Annotated in this window: 1 protein-coding gene; it reads right to left on the bottom strand. The window is 44.0% G+C overall.

Annotated features, from left to right (window positions below):
* Positions 1-50: 50 nt before the first annotated feature.
* Positions 51-23552 carry a retention module-containing protein gene (locus CTN07_RS22765; protein ID WP_005305611.1) on the bottom strand — a complete coding sequence of 7834 codons (23502 nt, stop codon included), beginning with the start codon at positions 23550-23552 and terminating at the stop codon, positions 51-53.
* Positions 23553-23818: the final 266 nt, after the last annotated feature.

The following is a 23818-nucleotide window of genomic DNA, read 5'->3' as shown; positions in this document are numbered from 1 at the left end:
AAAGCCCAGCAGAGACGCTGAGCTTTTATGTTATTAAATCAACTTATCTATTACATATTACTAGGATCAATTTTAAACGCATCATGGCTAAATAACTGGTTCACAATATCTGCTGAACTTGCCGAATCAGAAAGATCTAAATCTTGAGCCGTCACATTATCAAGAACAACATGCTGTTCTTTGCCATCATCAGTTGATACCGTTAAATCCACTTTACCCTCATCATTGATATTTGCATCTAAATGGGATAATAGATCGTCCATTTGTGATTTGCTATTGTCATGCAATAGATCACGAAAATCTAACTGATCCTGATCAAGCGTGAAGTCGGTAATAATATCAGGACGACTAGAAGTATTAAGTCCATCATGATGCCATGTAAAGAGATCATTACCCGCTCCTCCTGTTAAAATATCATCTCCACTACCAGCGACGAGAACATCATCACCATCAAAGCCAAATAATGACTCACCTTGGCTATCAGCAGTTAAAGTATTACTGTGCTCATCACCAAAATTGTTTGATAGCTGTAAGTTACCGCTATTAAGCAAGTTTTCTAACTTATCTTCATCCGTCATTCCAGTTGGATCTTGACCTAATAAATCAGATTCAGATACCCCGTTTAAGGTAATGGACTGAATTTCATTGTGGTCATTATCAAATAGAGTCAATACAGCATTACCCTCTTGCTCAGATAACTGCAACAAATGAAGTAAATCATTCATCGATGCTAAATGACTAGTATCAAGAGCATTACCAAGATCGATCACATCGATTCCAACTTCGAAATCCATAATGGTATCTGCTGCTGCACTACCAACATGACCTAAATCAGCACGCTCCCACTTAAAGATATCTTTTGCGTGATCGCCAGTACCATTTAAATCTCCGCCCCAAAGAATATCATTACCTGCACCACCTAAAAGAATATCAGATGACTGACCGCCAACTAAAATATCGTTACCAGCGCCACCAATAAGAGTCGCTTCCGCAGTGCTATCAATGACTAAATTTGCTTCATCTGATGGTGCAGAACCGCCAATTTGGCCATTAGATGTAGCGAGATTATCAACCACAATACTAATATCAATCGGCGCAGATTCTGCCGTAGAGCCATCGCTTTCAGTAGAAACAGCAACAATCTCAATGTGATTATTTCCATCTGGCAAATCTGAAATATGGGCATCAGCAAGTTGATCTAGAGTTAATATCCAAACGCCATTCCCCATATCCTGACCAATCGGATTACCATGACCATCAACAATTTTGCCTGCACCCAGATTTCTCAATTCGACAGATAATGTTTCAGATGCATCAGCTGCCAAAACAATTAATCCCAGTAACGGAATTAGAGTTCCAGATGAAGCTCTAATCGCACTCATTTGCGGCAAACTATCGCTCAAGCTTAATGTAGGTATGTCTGCTTTAGGAGTGATAGTTACAGGTACTTTGCTGGTTGTACTTTGCTCCACACCAGAACCGACATTACCACCATCGTTGGTTGTCATAGTTAATTCATCAGAACCGCTGTAGTTTTCATCAGCAGTGTAATTAACACCTTGATCGAGCAACTTATTAATCTCGTCCAACGATCCCGAAATAACCAGATCTCCAGACCCATTCCCTGTAACAACAAGTGAGCTACCTGCAGGAAGCGTAATATCTAAAATACCATGATCTACACTTAATGTTACGGTCATACTATCGCTAGAACCGGATTCACTATAGTCAGGATCTGATACCGAGAGGCCTGAGATAACAGTTGTCGTATCTTCTTGAGCAACAACTTCATTAGGCACCGTGTTTTCTGGTGCATCATTGACCGCCGTTACGGCAATATCGACACGACCAACGTCATTAAGAGGACCACCATCACCACTATTACCCAAATCATCTGCCGTAACAAACATAGTGTCATTACCGTTAAAATCTTGATCGGGTTGATATTCAATACCATCACTTAATACTTTATTGATGTCATCAACATTGCCAGTAATTACGATTCGCCCTTTACTATCTTGCTGAACAGTTAGACCCGAAAGATCCGTTCCATTAGGGAAACTTAAAGTACCATGGCCAACATTAATACTGATGGTGATATTACCGTCTGGTGTTTCACTTGCATCAACATCAGTCACTTGCAATGATGTAATCACAAGTTTGGTATCTTCATCAGTTTCTAGTGCATCTGGTACATGAACAACAGGAGCATCATTAACTGGCGTTACATCAACATCAATTACATCTTTAACGGCAATACTGTCATCAGCAACAACACCATTATCAACCGCACGAACATCAATATTGAGCTGACCATCCCAATTATTTTCATTTGCATCACCTGGATGGAAAATAACCTTATCCAATTCACTAGAATCAACTTTAATTATCCATGATCCATCAGGTTGCTTCTCACATGTACCTACAACACCATCAGGTAAACTGAAAGAACTTGAATCAGGGACATTAGTAAAGGTAATTTGCAGTGTTTCTGGGCCATTCTCAGTAACATTACCCGCAGAGCCATCCGTAGTATTGGTGTCATCGTATGCTTTAATATCTAAATCAATAACAATGGCATCATCTTCAGTACCGGAAACATGATCTGTAATATCGCTGTCGATCTTGTCTGCTACTGGCTTAACATCAATAGAAATCGTTGTTGAGTTTTCTGCTGGCTTATCTAAAGAGTCTTCTTTGCTATACACCACAACATTGATATCCACCTGACCGCTAAAGTCTTTTGGTGGTGTAATACTCAATGAATCCAAATTAAATGATGTTTGACCTGGTGGGATTGAAATTGTCCATACCCCATTACCGTTATTTACTGCACCATCAATAATAAAGCCATCAGGTACATTGGTTAATTTAATGGATAGAATCTGCTCAGAACCATCAATATCTTCAATCGACCCACTAATACCAGCAAGAGAAATTGATGAATCCTCTTGGCCAACAATAACTTTATCCGTTCCCTGCCATATGACTTCATCATTAACTGCAACAACATCAAACGAAACATCAGTCTCAAACGAGCCGCTATCTGTTACTGTATTGCCTGATTGGTTAAAGTCCGCTGTATCTGTAATATCGACCTTGACATGAACCGAAACTTCACCACTAAAATCAGGTGCAGGTCTAAACTGAATATTATTAAGTTGATCTGATGACACGGTTAGACTCGATACCAGATTGCCGTCACTATCCACAAAATATCCCATAGAAGGATCAACAGTGACAGTGACACTATCAATGGTTTCTAAGCCATCATTTGTTGACGTGTCGGTGTCTGCTAAAGCAACACTCAAGTCAAGGGTAATATCACCATCCTCATAGGCAATACCATCATATTGATGCTGATCTTCACCTTCAGTTATAGGTTGTCTATTATCATCCAGTCCTTCAGTCTTCACAACGGAGATAGAGATATCTGGTGTATGATCACCCGTTTGAGGATTTGATGGAATATCAACAATCGGATTCACTTCGATTGTCACTTGATCATCAATGGTATTCACATCACCGCTTTCGGTATCGGTAGTGACATAGCGCATATCTAGATCAAAATCACCAGCAAAATCAGGTGGTAGAATTAATCCAACGCCAGATAAATCAACCGAGCCATCAGCCCCTACAGGAACCTTAAGGACATACTCGCCAGTCTCAAAGTCAAAATGCATACCGGTAATAACAGCACCATGAGGGAGACTCAATGCATTAATAACCAAAGTAAACTCATCAAATTTTTGTTGTCCATCATCCGTAGAAACAGAAACAACATTTGCTAATTGTTTACCGAGATCAAGCAGATGATCTTCATCGCCTGTCACCACATAATCATGATTGATTTCAATTTCGCCCGCTTCTTCATCAGATGAAGTCGCGTTATTCGAGAAGTCGAGTTTTATAGAATCTTCAAAGATCTTCTCTGAACTCACATCACCTTCACCATTGTCACCTTGGTCTTGGACTTTGGCACTAATGGTTAGATCAAACGAGCCTGTATATCCATCAGGAGCGATAATTTTTAACCCATCCAAAGCGGATTGAGGCACAGTCCAGCTACCATTACCGTTATTAATACCGCCAACCACAACAAAGCCATCAGGAAGCCCTTCAGGGAAAGTTAGAACAACTTGAGTTACAACCTCATTACTCGAATCATCATCTTCAACAAAGCCGATATGTCCCTGAGAACCATCCCCTGTTGAAAGATCTATAACACCTTTATCTGTTGATGATATGGTATCAACCTCAATAACAGTTCCTTCTCCTATGCCTGGAACCAATACCCCTAGATGCCCATCATCTTCAACCTTGGAAATAATATTGACATCAATAGTCCCCTCAACCACCTTACTGTCTGAGGCGGATGAATCGACATCATTTTCAGTGACTGTAACTTCTGTATGAAGGGTCAAGTCAGTATCAGAATCTTCAGGTCCTTTAACTTGTAAAGGTTTTCCTTGATTAATGAGAGCAAATTGTTCAGGTGTTAATGTAATAGAACTGCCACCATGAGCAATAAATTGTCCATCAATATACAGATCAAAATCCGCAGGCAGATCTTTAATTGTTAAAGAAGTAACCTGCTCTTTGCTATCAGTTAAATTAGGTCTCCAATCAATTGGAGTTAACTCATCCTCATAGCCTGTAGAATGATTTATATAATTGGTTGCATCGACAACAGGTTCAATGTGAATGATGACATCTTTATCAAAAGACTGACTTGCACCATCGTTTTCTGTCACTACAACTCGTACATCAAGATGAATATCTTCAGTGCTATTCGTTGGTGGAATAATAGTGATACCATCAAGCGAATCTAAATCCACTTGATAAATCGGGTTACCATTTTCATCTTCACCTGCATACACAAGCGCATAAGGCACACCATCAGGACCTTTAATCTCAACACCTTCTGGAATGCCAGAAATCACGACGCTAAGCGTTTCTGAACCGTCTGTTGAACCCGTTGCAGGATCAATAATGTGCTCACCTGAAACCACATCAAAATCAAGTTTAACACCACCTTCGGCATCTTCTTTGATTGTTGTTTCTAAACCTGCATTATCTGGTAATGGAGACCAATCGTCAGGGTTATTTGGAATTAATTCAGGTTCATCGACAACTCCTGTTAACGCGACATCAATATTGCCAGAGCCAATGACCTTAACGTCTTCCAGATCTTTCGGGTTACCATTCTCATCAGTTACTGTAATTGTATCTTTTACAACTCCTTCAACTGTGAAAGTAAAATCAACGTTGCTGTCTAGAGGTGGTTGCAGCTGTAGCGAACTAATCTTGTCATAATCAATCTCATAGTATCCATTTGGATCCAAAGCAACAGGCTGACCATCTAAGAACAGTACTGCCCCCTCTGGCAAATTAGAGATACGGATATACAGATGTTCAGATCCATCAAAATCATCATTTGACGTTAAATGAATATGAGACGCTAAATCAATTCTCTGATCTTCATCTGCTTCAATACGACTGACTTTTAATACACCATCATCTGCAACAGGATTAACATTAATGATGATCTCTTTATGGTCAGAGTCGGCGGTATCGTGATTGTCTTTCTCTTCACTTTGAGCATAAACATCTAACTTAATATCGCCACTAAAGTTATCCGCAGGATCAACCTTAATAGTATCAATATCACTTGCTGCAATTTTGTAAACACCAGGAGAAACTTCTACTAACCCTTTGCCAACAAGGGTTCCTTCTCCTTCAGTAATTGTAATGAAGTAGAATAAGTTCTCTGATCCATCGTCATCATTAAGCACTGCTTGTAAATCAAGTTGTACATTATCGGCGTCTTCATTCACCGTGTAGTGATAAACAGAGTTATCATCATCCCATGTTGGAATATCAGCAACGCCATCAACAGTAACGGTAAAACTACCGTTCATTTCAGGATGTTTACTACCATCACTATTGACAACTTCAGCTGAAACATTGAAGTCCAAAACACCGTCAATAGTCGAGAAATCTGAATCGGGTTTAAACGTAACACCATCTAAACTGAATGTGCCATCGCCATTATCTTTAAATGCAGCAGAAGGAATCGTCACTTTGCCATCAATAACTGGCAATTCAACCCCATTAAAGAAGAAAGAACCATGCATCGTACCTATTGCGGAGATGGTTACTTGTCCAATATGTTCACCACGATCTTGATCGCCCACATCAATTGACATGTTAATATCAACACCGTAGTAATCCGATGGGACATTAGCATCATCATGCTGCTGGGCATCTTCATGAACTTGGCTATTTTCAACTTTTAATACTGCATCTTCATCACTGATCTCAATAGTGATAGTACCGGTTGCAGTATCGCCATCGCCATCGGTAACTTCGACACCAATATTTTTTATGATCTCTTCTTGGTCGTGATCCAAATCTTTATTAGCGTAGAAATAGGTTTCACCTTCAGCAGTAATCATTAGCTGACCGAGAACGATATCTCCATCTTTTACTTCATAAACATGATATTGACCATTAACAGGAATATCATCTAATGCGATACGCTGGCCATCCACAATTAAGGCTGTAACTTGTGCATCATCTGCACCTTCGCCAGCAATCGTCAACACATCAAATAATGGCGATGTATGGCCCTCTTCCATGGAAAGTGTCACATTATTTACAGAAGGGATATCATCTTCAATCGTTACCGGAATATTCACGGTATTACTCATATCCCCATCTGAATCAACGGCTTGTACAGGAATATTAATAGTTAATGAATCATCCGTGTCAGTGCCTTCTTGATGATCGATCGCACCTTTTAGTTTAAAGGTATAATTACCATTTTCATCAATAGTAATGGTGAAAATATTTTTACCATCAGCTTTACCAATATAGGTATCGTTTTTAGCGTTATAAACTAATGTAATTTGCTGCCCACCGGAGGTTAATACCCCTTTATTAGCCGCATTAAAACTATCAACATCAATAACGAAATCTTTAATATGATCACTACCGCTATCAACCTCTATCTGACCTTTAGCTGTTTCACCCTTATCACCAGGATTTGACCCTTGATGATGATTTTTGTCACCATTTAAGGCACTTTCAGAGACCGTAATTGCATCTGCACCAATAATGACTGGGTTATTACCATCGGCAATAGAAACATCAACCACAATATCATTATTGAGATTATCACCATCCGTATCTTGAACTTGAATTGGCACTTCAATATTAATCTTATCGCCATCAGAAGTAACCAAACCATCACCTTTATCACCGGAATGATCTAAAGGTCGCTCTTGTGTAATGGTTACTGTTACATCGACATCATGTCCATTTGATGACTGCACAGCGTCAATATCAATCGTTAGTACTGTGTCACCGTTAACAGTTCCAACCAGTTTTCCTGTCTCTTGATCATAGGTAAATGAGATTGCTTGACCATCAGAAGTAAGCTCTCGTTGCAATTCAGAAACTAATGTAGCAAGCACACCTTTATCAATGGTTACTGTATTTGGATCTAAACGATCCACACCAGATTCAACATGAATTTTTGCACTGCTAGATACTGGATAACCTTGTTCGCCTTCCGATGGTGTTAAATCACCTTCAGTAATACTGATAGAGCCTGATTGCCCACCTTGAGCGTTATCACCATCATGGCTGTTAATAACAATATGCCCTGGCTGACTGATATCGCCATCATCATCTTTGGCAATAACATCAATAACAATGTTTTCATTATCGTTAATCGTATCATCACGTTGATCGATCGGCTGCGTTTGATTGACGACATAATTACCATCAATATCAATAGTAATCGTCATAACTACTGTTGAAGGATCACCAGCTAACGTAACAGTTAACGTATGACCATCATCACTGATTGTATATGTTGTCGCATGCCCATTACTGGTTAACCCATTAAGACTCGATTGATTATCAGCAAAATAAACATCAGCAATAACATCACTACCGGTATCAACATTAATTTGGCCAGAACCAGAAACGATACCATCATCACCTTCATTCAAAGTAATTGATGAATCGTCGCCAAACGATGGTAGCTGACCGTCTTCAATAGTAATCGTCACATCAACAGGTTGATCTAGATTATCACCATCAGAATCATTCATTTGAACAGGAACATGGATGCTAATGTCACCATCAGTAACATCAATATATTTACCATCACTATCTAAATGATCTAATGGCGCACTCTGCTCAATAGACATATCAACAGTTACATCACCATTAGCTTGTTGATGAGGCGTTAATGTCACATTAAGTACAGGTAAGCTTCCAGTTTCAGTAACACCAATAATAGTAATATTGCCGGTTGCTGGATCCTGTACAATCATAAAGCTAAGAGCTTGACCACCAGAAGTCAGGCTATTCAACTCGCCTAATAAACCATTAACAACGTTAGGTTCAACATGCATCGAAGTCGCAACCAGTTGATCATTAATAGCGTCAACCGTAAATGACCCATTAGAAGCAACAGGATAACCTTTGCCTTGAGCTGGATTCTCTAAATCACCTTCTGTTATTGAAATATTAGCAATAACGTTTTGCCCTGTCGGATTTTGACCGTCTGCAATATTAATGATGATATGACCTTCATTACTCTTATCACCATCCATATCTGTCGCAGTAACACCAAGGTCAAGATGAATTGAATCTCCATCCGCATTGTTTTGATCTAGCGGATGATCTTGTTTCACAGAGTAAGAACCATCATTATTAATCGTGATAGTAAGAACAGGTTCACCAGCATGAGGACCTTCACTAATAGAAACAATAATCTGATTACCACTAACAAGATAATCTGTTTCCTGCCCATTTGAAGTGAGATCAGCAAGTGATGGCTGCACAGTATTAAAATTCATCTGTGCAATATGATCACTACCTAAATCTAAATCAATTGATCCCGTTACCGTTTGACTACCCTCAGTCTCTTTAATATTTGTTCCTGTATCTATACCGAAAGTAGGATTATCACCATCAACAACAGTAATATTAATGTCGGCAGGTTTATCTAGTGGATCTCCATCACTATCAGAAGCTTCAATTGGAACGTTGATCGTGATCTTATTGCCATCAGAACCAATGAATCCTTTACTATCCCCAGTATTTGTATGATCTAGGGGTACATTCTGAGTGATTTCAACATTAACATTGACGTTTAAACCTTGTTGAACAGCATTTAATTCAACTGTGATTGCAATCGTGCCATCAGGTAATGTACCAACAATGCTACCATTGCTATCGATAGTAAATACGATTGGTTGCCCATCAGATGTGACCTCTTGATGAAGCTCATTTAGTAATGCATCAACTTGGGTATGATCAATTTTTACAGATTCAGGTAATAGTCGATCTTCTCCAGCAATAATGACCAAGTTGCCTGTTTGTTGAACTGGATACCCGGTTCCAGCGCCATTCGGTTCTAAATCACCTTCAACGACTTCAATTGAAATTGATTCACCTCCAGAAGCGTTAGAACCATCAGTAACTTTAATCGTGATAGTTCCTTGCGCACTATCACCGTCTTTATCTGTCACTGTAATGTCAAGCGGTAAATCAACAATATTATTAATATCTTGATCTAATGAACCGGTTATCTTAGCGCTATAACTACCATCTGAATTAATCGTCACTTCAAGAACGGTATTGCCTTGGCTATCAACCAGAGTTAAGACATTTTCATGGGTGCTTACCGTTACGGGTTGGCCATTACTGGTGATGCCATCAAGATGCGGCTGATTGTCATTAAAGTGAATGCTAGCAACCTCATCACTGCCCACATCCACACTGATATGACCGGTTAGGATTTTACCCTCATCCGTTTCTTCATTAATCTCAATACCTGTGTCATCACCAAATGATGGTTGCACACCATCTTTAATATCGACCGTTACATTAGCGGCATTGCCCAATGGATCACCATCGGTATCTGTTGCCTGAATTGGCAAACCAATACTGATATTGCCATCAGAAACCGAAACCATTCCCTCACTGTTACCTGATGGGTTGTGATCTAATGGTCGACTCTGTTCCACTTCAACCGTTACTTTGACATCTTGGCCATCTTGAATAGCAGTCAATGTAATAGTTAAGGCTACCTCACCGTTTGGCAACTGACCTGTTAATACGCCATTAACATAAGTGAAGGTTAGACTTTCACCATTTGACGTGACCTCGGTAGATAATTCATTTAATAGTGTATTAATTTGAGTTTTATCAAGAGTCACAGAAGTCGGGTCGAGACGATCTTCTCCTGCATGTAAGGTGATCTCGGTCTTTGCTGCTACTGGGTAGTCGTTTGGCACTAAATCCGGTTCAATAACTTCAACCGTGCCCGTTTCGCCACCGGCTGCATTACTACCATCAGTGATGGTGATGTTCGCCACACCTGAGGTGCTGTCACCATCAAAGTCGGTCGCTGTCACACTCAAATCCAAATCAATGGATTCACTGTCACCTTGGTCCAGCGGCCCGGTTACTTTTACTTCGTAACTGCCGTCTTTCGCAATTGTCACCGTCAGTACCGGCTGACCTTGTGCGTCCAATACGGTTAAGCTGTTGCCATTAACTTCAACAGTTGTTGGCTCACCATTTGAGGTTAACCCCACCAAACTTGGTTGGCTTTCATCAAAAGTCAGTGAGTCAATCGCATCGGAGCCCACATCCAGTGGCACTTCACCGTAGATCACTTGGCCTTTTTCAGTGCTTTCATTGATGGTGACACCAGAATCGGTACCAAAGCTTGGGTTTTGACCATCAACAATTGTGATATCAACGTTAGCACTGTTTTCTAATGCGTCACCATCGGTATCTTGCGCCTGCACCGGTACAGAGATTTCAATATTATCCCCTTGAGAATGCACAAAACCATCACTGTCACCTCTGTTGGTGTGATCAAGTGGTACGTTTTGCTCAATATCGACTGTGACTTTGATGTCTTGCCCATCTTGCACCGCACTTAGGCTCACGGTGATCGCAACCGTGCCATCTGGCAGAGTGCCGACAATGTTGCCATTGCTATCTAGGGTAAAGGTCAGTGCTTGACTACCCGAGGTTAACTCAGCAGAGAGCTCTTGTAATAAAGCTTGTGTTTGCGCAGGGTCAACTTGCACACTGCTTGGTACTAGACGGTCTTCGCCTGCGGCAATCACAAACGAGCCAGATTGGCTCACAGGATAGGTCGTTGGATTACCCATTGCTGCGCCGTTGGTGTCTAAATCACCTTCGGTAATGGTAATAGCAACATCTTCGCCACCGGCAGCATCGCTGCCATCGGTGATGGTGATGTTCGCCACACCTGAGGTGCTGTCACCATCAAAGTCGGTTGCCGTCACATTCAAATCCAAATCAATGGATTCACTGTCACCTTGGTCCAGCGGCCCGGTTACTTTTACTTCGTAACTGCCGTCTTTTGCAATTGTCACCGTCAGTACCGGCTGACCTTGTGCATCCAATACGGTTAAGCTGTTGCCATTAACTTCAACGCTTGTTGGCTCACCGTTTGAGGTTAACCCCACTAAACTTGGTTGGCTTTCATCAAAAGTCAGTGAGTCAATCGCATCTGAGCCCACATCCAGTGGTACTTCACCGTGGATCACTTGGCCTTTTTCAGAGCTTTCATTGATGGTGACACCAGAATCGGTACCAAAACTTGGGTTTTGACCATCTATAATTGTGATATCAACGTTAGCACTGTTTTCTAATGCGTCGCCATCGGTATCTTGCGCCTGCACCGGTACAGAGATTTCAATGTTATCCCCTTGAGAATGCACAAAACCGTCACCATCACCACTGTTGATGTGATCAAGTGGTACGTTTTGCTCGATATCGACTGTGACTTTGATGTCTTGCCCATCTTGCACCGCACTTAGGCTCACGGTGAGCGCAACTGTACCATCTGGCAGAGTGCCGATAATGTTGCCATTACTATCTAGGGTAAAGGTAAGTGATTGACTCCCCGAGGTTAACTCAGCAGAGAGCTCTTGTAATAAAGCTTGTGTTTGCGCAGGGTCGACTTGCACACTGCTTGGTACTAGACGGTCTTCGCCTGCGGCAATCACAAACGAGCCTGATTGGCTCACAGGATAAGTACTTGGATCACCCGTGGCTGCGCCGTTGGTGTCTAAATCACCTTCGGTAATGGTAATAGCGATCTCTTCGCCACCGGCTGCATCGCTGCCATCAGTGATGGTGATGTTCGCCACACCTGAGGTGCTGTCACCATCAAAGTCGGTCGCTGTCACATTCAAATCCAAATCAATGGATTCACTGTCGCCTTGGTCCAGCGGCCCAGTTACTTTTACTTCGTAACTGCCATCTTTCGCAATTGTCACCGTCAGTACCGGCTGACCTTGTGCGTCTAGCACGGTTAAGCTGTTGCCATTAACTTCAACGGTTGTTGGCTCACCATTTGAGGTTAGCCCCACCAAACTTGGTTGGTTTTCATCAAAAGTCAGTGAGTCAATCGCATCGGAGCCCACATCCAACGGCACTTCACCGTGGATCACTTGGCCTTTTTCTGTGCTTTCATTGATGGTGACACCAGAATCGATACCAAAGCTTGGGTTTTGACCATCTACAATCGTGATATCGACGTTAGCACTGTTTTCTAATGCATCGCCATCGGTATCTTGCGCCTGCACCGGTACAGATATTTCAATGTTATCCCCTTGAGAATGCACAAAGCCATCACTGTCCCCCTTGTTGGTATGATCAAGCGGCATGTTTTGCTCAATATCGACCGTGACTTTGATATCTTGTCCATCTTGCACCGCACTTAGGTTTACGGTGATCGCAACCGTGCCATCTGGCAGAGTGCCGATAATGTTACCGTTACTGTCGAGAGTAAAATAGAGCGATTGACCACCGGAGGTTAGCTCAGCTGACAGCTCTTGTAATAAGGCTTGTGTTTGCGCTGGATCGACTTGCACACTGCTTGGCACTAAGCGGTCTTCACCTGCGGCAATCACAAACGAGCCTGATTGGCTCACAGGATAAGTACTTGGATCACCCGTTGCTGCGCCGTTGGTGTCTAAATCACCTTCGGTAATGGTAATAGCAATCTCTTCGCCACCGGCTGCATTACTACCATCGGTGATGGTGATGTTCGCCACACCTGAGGTGCTGTCACCATCAAAGTCGGTCGCTGTCATATTCAAATCCAAATCAATGGATTCACTGTCGCCTTGGTCCAATGGTCCTGTTACTTTTACTTCGTAACTGCCATCTTTCGCAATTGTCACCGTCAGTACCGGCTGACCTTGTGCGTCTAGCACGGTTAAGCTGTTGCCATTGACTTCAACGGTTGTTGGCTCACCATTAGAGGTTAGTCCCACCAGACTTGGTTGGCTTTCATCAAAAGTCAGTGAGTCAATCGCATCTGAGCCCACATCCAACGGCACTTCACCGTAGATCACTTGGCCTTTTTCTGTGCTTTCATTGATGGTGACACCAGAATCGGTACCAAAGCTTGGGTTTTGACCATCTACAATCGTGATATCGACGTTAGCACTGTTTTCTAATGCGTCACCATCGGTATCTTGCGCCTGCACCGGTACAGAGATTTCAATGTTATCCCCTTGTGAATGCACAAAGCCGTCACCATCGCCACGGTTGGTGTGATCAAGCGGCACGTTCTGCTCGATATCGACCGTGACTTTGATGTCTTGTCCATCTTGCACCGCACTTAGGCTTACGGTGATCGCAACCGTGCCATCTGGCAGAGTGCCAACAATGTTACCGTTACTGTCGAGAGTAAAATTGAGCGATTGACCGCCAGAGGTCAGCTCAGCAGAGAGCTCCTGTAATAAAGCTTGTGTTTGTGCTGGATCGACCTGCACACTGCTTGGCACTAAGCGGTCTTCGCCTGCGGCAATCACAAACGAGCCTGATTGGCTCACAGGATAAGTACTTGGATCACCCGGTGCTGCGCCGTTGGTGTCTAAATCACCTTCGGTAATGGTAATAGCGATCTCTTCGCCACCGGCTGCATCGCTGCCATCAGTGATGGTGATGTTTGCTACACCTGAGGTGCTGTCACCATCAAAGTCAGTCGCTGTCACATTCAAATCCAAATCAATGGATTCACTGTCGCCTTGGTCCAATGGTCCGGTTACTTTTACTTCGTAACTGCCGTCTTTCGCAATTGTCACCGTCAGTACCGGCTGACCTTGTGCGTCCAATACCGTTAGACTGTTGCCATTAACTTCAACGGTTGTTGGCTCACCATTTGAGGTTAGCCCCACCAAACTTGGTTGACTTTCATCAAAAGTCAGTGAGTTAATCGCATCTGAGCCCACATCCAGCGGCACTTCACCGTGGATCACTTGGCCTTTTTCAGTGCTTTCATTGATGGTGACACCAGAATCGGTACCAAAGCTTGGGTTTTGACCATCTACAATCGTGATATCGACGTTAGCACTGTTTTCTAATGCGTCACCATCGGTATCTTGCGCCTGCACCGGTACAGAGATTTCAATGTTATCCCCTTGAGAATGCACAAAGCCATCACTGTCACCCCTGTTGGTATGATCAAGCGGCATGTTTTGCTCGATATCGACCGTGACTTTGATGTCTTGTCCATCTTGCACCGCACTTAGGCTTACGGTGATCGCAACCGTACCATCTGGCAGAGTACCAACAATGTTACCGTTACTGTCGAGAGTAAAATTGAGCGATTGACCACCAGAGGTCAGCTCAGCTGACAGCTCTTGTAATAAAGCTTGTGTTTGCGCTGGGTCTACCTGCACGCTATCTGGCACTAAGCGGTCTTCGCCTGCGGTAATCACAAACGAGCCTGATTGGCTCACAGGATAAGTACTTGGATCACCCGGTGCTGCGCCGTTGGTGTCTAAATCACCTTCGGTAATAGTAATAGCGATCTCTTCGCCACCGGCTGCATCGCTGCCATCAGTGATGGTGATGTTCGCCACACCTGAGGTGCTGTCACCATCAAAGTCGGTCGCCGTCACATTCAAATCCAAATCAATGGATTCACTGTCACCTTGGTCCAGCGGCCCAGTTACTTTTACTTCGTAACTGCCATCTTTCGCAATCGTCACCGTCAGTACCGGCTGACCTTGAGAGTCCAGCACGGTTAAGCTGTTGCCATTAACTTCAACGGTTGTTGGCTCACCATTTGAGGTTAGCCCCACTAAACTTGGTTGGTTTTCATCAAAAGTCAGTGAGCCAATCGCATCGGAGCCCACATCCAGCGGTACTTCACCATGGATCACTTGGCCTTTTTCAGTGCTTTCATTGATGGTGACACCAGAATCGGTACCAAAGCTTGGGTTTTGACCATCAACAATCGTGATATCGACATTGGCACTGTTTTCTAATGCGTCGCCATCGGTATCTTGCGCCTGCACTGGTACAGAGATTTCAATGTTATCCCCTTGAGAATGCACAAAACCGTCACCATCGCCACGGTTGGTATGATCAAGCGGCACGTTCTGCTCGATATCGACTGTGACTTTGATGTCTTGTCCATCTTGCACCGCACTTAGGCTTACGGTGATCGCAACCGTGCCATCTGGCAGAGTGCCGATAATGTTACCGTTACTGTCGAGAGTAAAATTGAGCGATTGACCGCCAGAGGTTAGCTCAGCTGACAGCTCTTGTAATAAGGCTTGTGTTTGCGCTGGATCGACCTGCACACTGCTTGGCACTAAGCGGTCTTCGCCAGCGGTAATCACAAACGAGCCTGATTGGCTCACAGGATAGGTCGTTGGATCACCCGTTGCTGCGCCGTTGGTGTCTAAATCACCTTCGGTAATGGTAATAGCGATCTCTTCGCCACCGGCTGCATCACTGCCATCAGTAATGGTGATGTTTGCTACACCTGAGGTGCTGTCACCATCAAAGTCGGTCGCTGTCACATTCAAATCCAAATCAATGGATTCACTGTCGCCTTGGTCCAGCGGCCCGGTTACTTTTACTTCGTAACTGCCGTCTTTCGCAATTGTCACCGTCAGTACCGGCTGACCTTGAGAGTCCAGCACGGTTAAGCTGTTGCCATTAACGTCAACGGTTGTGGGCTCACCATTTGAGGTTAACCCCACTAAACTTGGTTGGTTTTCATCAAAAGTCAGTGAGTCAATCGCATCGGAGCCCACATCCAGCGGTACTTCACCATGGATCACTTGGCCTTTTTCAGTGCTTTCATTGATGGTGACACCAGAATCGGTACCAAAGCTTGGGTTTTGACCATCAACAATCGTGATATCAACATTGGCACTGTTTTCTAATGCGTCACCATCGGTATCTTGCGCCTGCACCGGTACAGAGATTTCAATGTTATCCCCTTGAGAATGCACAAAACCATCACTGTCCCCCTTGTTGGTATGATCAAGCGGCACATTCTGCTCGATATCGACTGTGACTTTGATGTCTTGTCCATCTTGCACCGCACTTAGGCTCACGGTGATCGCAGCCGTGCCATCTGGCAGAGTACCAACAATGTTACCGTTACTGTCGAGAGTAAAATTGAGCGATTGACCGCCAGAGGTTAGCTCAGCTGACAGCTCTTGTAATAAGGCTTGTGTTTGCGCTGGGTCTACCTGCACGCTATCTGGTACTAAGCGGTCTTCACCTGCGGCAATCACAAACGAGCCTGATTGGCTCACAGGATAGGTCGTTGGATCACCCGTTGCTGCGCCGTTGGTGTCTAAATCACCTTCAGTAATGGTGATAGCGATCTCTTCACCACCGACAGCATCACTGCCATCGGTGATGGTAATTTCTATGGTTCCTTGCGCACTGTCACCATCTTTATCTGTCACTGTAATATCAAGCGGTAAATCAACAATATTATTAATATCTTGATCTAATGAACCGGTTATCTTAGCGCTATAACTACCATCTGCATTAATCGTCACTTCAAGAACGGTATTGCCTTGACTATCAACCAGAGTTAAGACATTTTCATGGGTGCTTACTGTTACAGGTTGGCCATTACTGGTGATGCCATCAAGATGCGGCTGATTGTCATTAAAGTGAATGCTAGCAACCTCATCACTGCCCACATCCACACTGATGTGACCGGCTAGGATTTTACCTTCATCCGTTTCTTCATTAATCTCAATGCCTGTGTCATCACCAAATGATGGTTGCACACCATCTTTAATATCGACCGTTATATTAGCGGCATTGCCCAATGGGTCACCATCGGTATCTGTTGCCTGAATTGGCAAATCAATACTGATATTACCATCAGAAACCGAAACCATTCCCTCACTGTTACCTAATGGATTGTGATCTAATGGTCGACTCTGTTCCACGTCAACCGTTACTTTGACATCTTGACCATCTTGAATAGCGGTCAATGTAATGGTTAAGGCTACCTCACCGTTTGGCAATTGACCTGTTAATACGCCATTAACATAAGTGAAGGTTAAGCTTTCACCATTTGACGTGACCTCGGTAGATAATTCATTTAATAGTGTATTAATTTGAGTTTTATCAAGAGTCACAGAAGTCGGGTCGAGACGATCTTCTCCTGCATGTAAGGTGATCTCGGTCTTTGCTGTTACTGGGTAGTCGTTTGGCACTAAATCCGGCTCAATAACTTCAACCTTGCCCGTTTCGCCACCGGCTGCATCCTTACCATCAGTGATGGTGATGTTCGCCACACCTGAGGTGCTGTCACCATCAAAGTCGGTCGCCGTCACATTCAAATCCAAATCAATGGATTCACTGTCACCTTGGTCCAGCGGCCCGGTCACTTTTACTTCGTAACTGCCGTCTTTCCCAATCGTCACCGTCAGTACTGGCTGACCTTGTGCATCCAGCACGGTTAAGCTGTTACCATTAACTTCAACGGTTGTTGGCTCACCATTAGAGGTTAGTCCTACCAGACTTGGTTGGCTTTCATCAAAAGTCAGTGAGTCAATCGCATCGGAGCCCACATCCAATGGCACTTCACCGTGGATCACTTGGCCTTTTTCTGTGCTTTCATTGATGGTGACACCAGAATCGGTACCAAAGCTTGGATTTTGACCATCAACAATCGTGATATCGACGTTAGCACTGTTTTCTAATGCGTCACCATCGGTATCTTGCGCCTGCACCGGTACAGAGATTTCAATGTTATCCCCTTGAGAATGAACAAAGCCGTCACCATCGCCACGGTTGGTGTGATCAAGCGGCACGTTCTGCTCGATATCGACTGTGACTTTGATGTCTTGTCCATCTTGCACCGCACTTAGGCTCACAGTGATCGCAACCGTGCCATCTGGCAGAGTACCGACAATATTACCATGGCTGTCTAAGGCAAAGGTCAATGCTTGACCACCAGAGGTTAACTCAGCAGAGAGCTCTTGTAATAAAGCTTGTGTTTGCGCAGGGTCAACTTGCACACTGCTTGGTACTAAGCGGTCTTCGCCAGCGGTAATCACAAACGAGCCTGATTGGCTCACAGGATAGGTCGTTGGATTACCCGTTGCAGCACCGTTGGTGTCTAAATCACCTTCGGTAATGGTGATAGCGATCTCTTCACCACCGGCAGCATCGCTGCCATCGGTGATGGTGATGTTCGCCACACCTGAGGTGCTGTCACCATCAAAGTCGGTTGCCGTCACATTCAAATCCAAATCAATGGATTCACTGTCACCTTGGTCCAGCGGCCCAGTTACTTTTACTTCGTAACTGCCGTCTTTCGCAATTGTCACCGTCAGTACCGGCTGACCTTGTGCGTCCAATACGGTTAAGCTGTTGCCATTAACTTCAACGCTTGTTGGCTCACCATTTGAGGTTAGCCCCACCAAACTTGGTTGGCTTTCATCAAAAGTCAGTGAATCAATCGCATCGGAGCCCACATCCAGCGGTACTTCACCGTGGATCACTTGGCCTTTTTCAGTGCTTTCATTGATGGTGACACCAGAATCGGTACCAAAACTTGGGTTTTGACCATCAACAATTGTGATATCAACGTTAGCACTGTTTTCTAATGCGTCGCCATCGGTATCTTGCGCCTGCACCGGTACAGAGATTTCAATATTATCCCCTTGAGAATGCACAAAACCGTCACCATCGCCACGGTTGGAATGATCAAGCGGCATGTTCTGCCCGATATCAACCGTAACCTTGATATCTTGCTCATCCTGCACCGCACTTAGGCTCACGGTGATCGCAACTGTACCATCAAGCAGAGTACCAACAATGTTGCCATTACTATCTAAGGCAAAGGTCAGTGATTGACTACCCGAGGTTAACTCAGCAGAGAGCTCTTGTAATAAAGCTTGTGTTTGCGCAGGGTCGACTTGCACACTGCTTGGTACTAGACGGTCTTCACCTGCGGCAATCACAAACGAGCCTGATTGGCTCACAGGATAGGTCGTTGGATTACCCGTTGCTGCGCCGTTGGTGTCTAAATCACCTTCGGTAATGGTAATAGCAACATTTTCGCCACCAGTTGCATCGCTGCCATCGGTGATGGTGATGTTCGCCACACCTGAGGTGCTGTCACCATCAAAGTCGGTTGCCGTCACACTCAAATCCAAATCAATGGATTCACTGTCACCTTGGTCCAGCGGCCCGGTTACTTTTACTTCGTAACTGCCGTCTTTCGCAATCGTCACCGTCAGTACCGGCTGACCTTGTGCGTCCAATACGGTTAAGCTGTTGCCATTAACGTCAACGGTTGTTGGCTCACCATTTGAGGTTAGCCCCACCAAACTTGGTTGGCTTTCATCAAAAGTCAGTGAGTCAATCGCATCGGAGCCCACATCCAGTGGCACTTCACCGTGGATCACTTGGCCTTTTTCAGTGCTTTCATTGATGGTGACACCAGAATCGGTACCAAAGCTTGGGTTTTGACCATCTACAATCGTGATATCAACGTTAGCACTGTTTTCTAATGCGTCGCCATCGGTATCTTGCGCCTGCACCGGTACAGAGATTTCAATATTATCCCCTTGAGAATGCACAAAACCGTCACCATCACCACTGTTGGTGTGATCAAGTGGTACGTTCTGCTCAATGTCTACCGTAACCTTAACGTCTTGCCCATCTTGCACCGCACTTAGGCTCACGGTGATCGCAACCGTACCATCTGGCAGAGTGCCGATAATGTTGCCATTACTATCTAGGGTAAAGGTCAGTGATTGACTACCCGAGGTTAACTCAGCAGAGAGCTCTTGTAATAAAGCTTGTGTTTGCGCAGGGTCGACTTGCACACTGCTTGGTACTAGACGGTCTTCGCCTGCGGTAATCACAAACGAGCCTGATTGGCTCACAGGATAAGTACTTGGATTACCCGTTGCTGCGCCGTTGGTGTCTAAATCACCTTCGGTAATGGTAATAGCAACATCTTCACCACCGGCAGCATCGCTGCCATCGGTGATGGTGATGCTCGCCACACCTGAGGTGCTGTCACCATCAAAGTCGGTCGCCGTCACACTCAAATCCAAATCAATGGATTCACTGTCACCTTGGTCCAGCGGCCCGGTCACTTTTACTTCGTAACTGCCGTCTTTCGCAATTGTCACCGTCAGTACCGGCTGACCTTGTGCATCCAATACGGTTAAGCTGTTGCCATTAACGTCAACGCTTGTTGGCTCACCATTTGAGGTTAGTCCCACCAAACTTGGTTGGCTTTCATCAAAAGTCAGTGAATCAATCGCATCGGAGCCCACATCCAGCGGTACTTCACCGTGGATCACTTGGCCTTTTTCTGTGCTTTCATTGATGGTGACACCAGAATCGGTACCAAAACTTGGGTTTTGACCATCTACAATCGTGATATCGACATTGGCACTGTTTTCTAATGCGTCGCCATCAGTATCTTGCGCCTGCACCGGTACAGAGATTTCAATGTTATCCCCTTGAGAATGCACAAAACCGTAACCATCACTACGGTTGGTGTGATCAAGTGGTACGTTTTGCTCGATATCGACTGTGACTTTGATGTCTTGCCCATCTTGCACCGCACTTAGGCTCACGGTGAGCGCAACCGTGCCATCTGGCAGAGTGCCGACAATGTTGCCATTACTATCTAGGGTAAAGGTCAGTGCTTGACTACCCGAGGTTAACTCAGCAGAGAGCTCTTGTAATAAAGCTTGTGTTTGCGCAGGGTCGACCTGCACACTGCTTGGTACTAAGCGGTCTTCGCCTGCGGCAATCACAAACGAGCCTGATTGGCTCACAGGATAAGTACTTGGATTACCCGTTGCAGCACCGTTGGTGTCTAAATCACCTTCAGTAATGGTGATAGCGAGCTCTTCACCACCGGCAGCATCGCTGCCATCAGTGATGGTGATGTTTGCCACACCTGAGGTGCTGTCACCATCAAAGTCGGTCGCCGTCACATTCAAATCAATGGATTCACTGTCACCCTGGTCCAGCGGCCCGGTTACTTTTACTTCGTAACTGCCGTCTTTTGCAATTGTCACCGTCAGTACCGGCTGACCTTGTGCATCCAATACGGTTAAGCTGTTGCCATTAACGTCAACGCTTGTTGGCTCACCATTTGAGGTTAACCCCACTAAACTTGGTTGGCTTTCATCAAAAGTCAGTGAGTCAATCGCATCGGAGCCCACATCCAGTGGTACTTCACCGTAGATCACTTGGCCTTTTTCAGAGCTTTCATTGATGGTGACACCAGAATCGGTACCAAAACTTGGGTTTTGACCATCTACAATCGTGATATCAACGTTAGCACTGTTTTCTAATGCGTCGCCATCGGTATCTTGCGCCTGCACCGGTACAGAGATTTCAATGTTATCCCCTTGAGAATGCACAAAACCATCACTGTCACCTCTGTTGGTGTGATCAAGTGGTACGTTCTGCTCAATGTCAACCGTAACCTTAACGTCTTGCCCATCTTGCACCGCACTTAGGCTCACGGTGAGCGCAACTGTACCATCTGGCAGAGTGCCGATAATGTTGCCATTACTATCTAGGGTAAAGGTAAGTGATTGACTCCCCGAGGTTAACTCAGCAGAGAGCTCTTGTAATAAAGCTTGTGTTTGCGCAGGGTCGACTTGCACACTGCTTGGTACTAGACGGTCTTCGCCTGCGGCAATCACAAACGAGCCTGATTGGCTCACAGGATAGGTCGTTGGATTACCCGTTGCTGCGCCGTTGGTGTCTAAATCACCTTCGGTAATGGTAATAGCGATCTCTTCACCACCGGCAGCATCGCTGCCATCAGTGATGGTGATGTTTGCTACACCTGAGGTGCTGTCACCATCAAAGTCGGTTGCCGTCACATTCAAATCCAAATCAATGGATTCACTGTCACCTTGGTCCAGCGGCCCGGTCACTTTTACTTCGTAACTGCCGTCTTTTGCAATTGTCACCGTCAGTACTGGCTGACCTTGTGCGTCCAGCACAGTTAAGCTGTTGCCGTTAACTTCAACAGTTGTTGGCTCACCGTTTGAGGTTAGCCCCACTAAACTTGGTTGGCTTTCATCAAAAGTCAGTGAATCAATCGCATCTGAGCCCACATCCAGCGGCACTTCACCGTGGATCACTTGGCCTTTTTCTGTGCTTTCATTGATGGTGACACCAGAATCGGTACCAAAGCTTGGGTTTTGACCATCTACAATTGTTACATCTGTGTTGATTGGATTATCTATCTCGTTACCACTTGTATCCGCTCCTGTGATATCAAAATTGATATGTATTTGATCACCAGAACTAGTAACTACGCCATTTGAATCACTTGAGTTATGATCAATAGGTGCATGAATGGTTGTGATAACTTCAATATCAGCATTGTTATCATGCGTACCAACACCTTTAATCTCTATAGTTAAGATTATTTGGCCATTCTGAGTGCCAACAATAGAATTTGAATTTGAATCAAATATGAACAGAACAGGTTGATCACCAGAGCGAATATCTGATGATAATTCATTCAGTAATGAAGCGAGGGAAGATGGTGTAAATGTAAATGAATCGGGATCGAGAGGAAGAGAACCTGCTTCTATTGTAATTATTTGAGATGTGGATACTGGGTAAGAATGATCACTTAAATCCCCTTCTGTTACTTGTAAAGAGATTTGTTCTCCACCTTCAGCAATTAGTATTGCTAGTGGTTCTTCAACACTTTGTTGAGATGACGGATCATACGATGTATCAAATCCGGCTTCAGCAAGCATGGAATCATTATCATAATCAATCGTAATAAATCGCCCAATTGCAGAGCCTGCTAAAACGATACCCGCAGCAGGTGCTTCTTGTGTTTGAGTCGGATCTTCTCCTGATAATATTGCATTTTGAATTGCAGCTATTTCATCGGCTGAGACATTACCTTCTAGCAATTCTGATAAATTTAATTGAGCATTTTCCGGTAATTGCTGTTCTATTATTTGATCATTATTATTAACAGCGATACATGATATGCAATCATCTGAAAAAGCAGACGATTCTGAATCAAACTCATCAACCAAGACTGCTTGAGTATTTTTATCAAGCAATAAAATTTCATCTTCCGTTAAGGCATGTTTATCTGCTACTCGTACAATTTTGCCACTAGCAGATAGTATAAATGCTTCACCATTTTGAATTTTGACTACTTTATTTAGATTTTCCATTCTACCACCAATAAATGCCATAGAGGTATAGTTATTCCTAATTAGAATAATTTATCGTTATAATAAGTTTTACTAATCGATGATAATAACGTGAACTGCATTTGAAGAAAATACTTTACGCCAATAATTTGTCACTTTATTATCTAGCAACCAAATGCATGTTGCATCTGTAAAATTAATAGTAAGATAAACAAAAATTTACTACTTTAAAATGCGATAGTTTAAGTTTGCTAGTTCATGTCCCTTTGCTTTGATTTAAACCTGAC

Source organism: Photobacterium damselae, assembly GCF_003026815.1.
GTDB classification, from domain to species: Bacteria; Pseudomonadota; Gammaproteobacteria; order Enterobacterales; family Vibrionaceae; genus Photobacterium; species Photobacterium damselae.
Note: the sequence above shows the minus strand (reverse complement) of the source record. Positions and strands in the feature narration are given on the sequence as shown.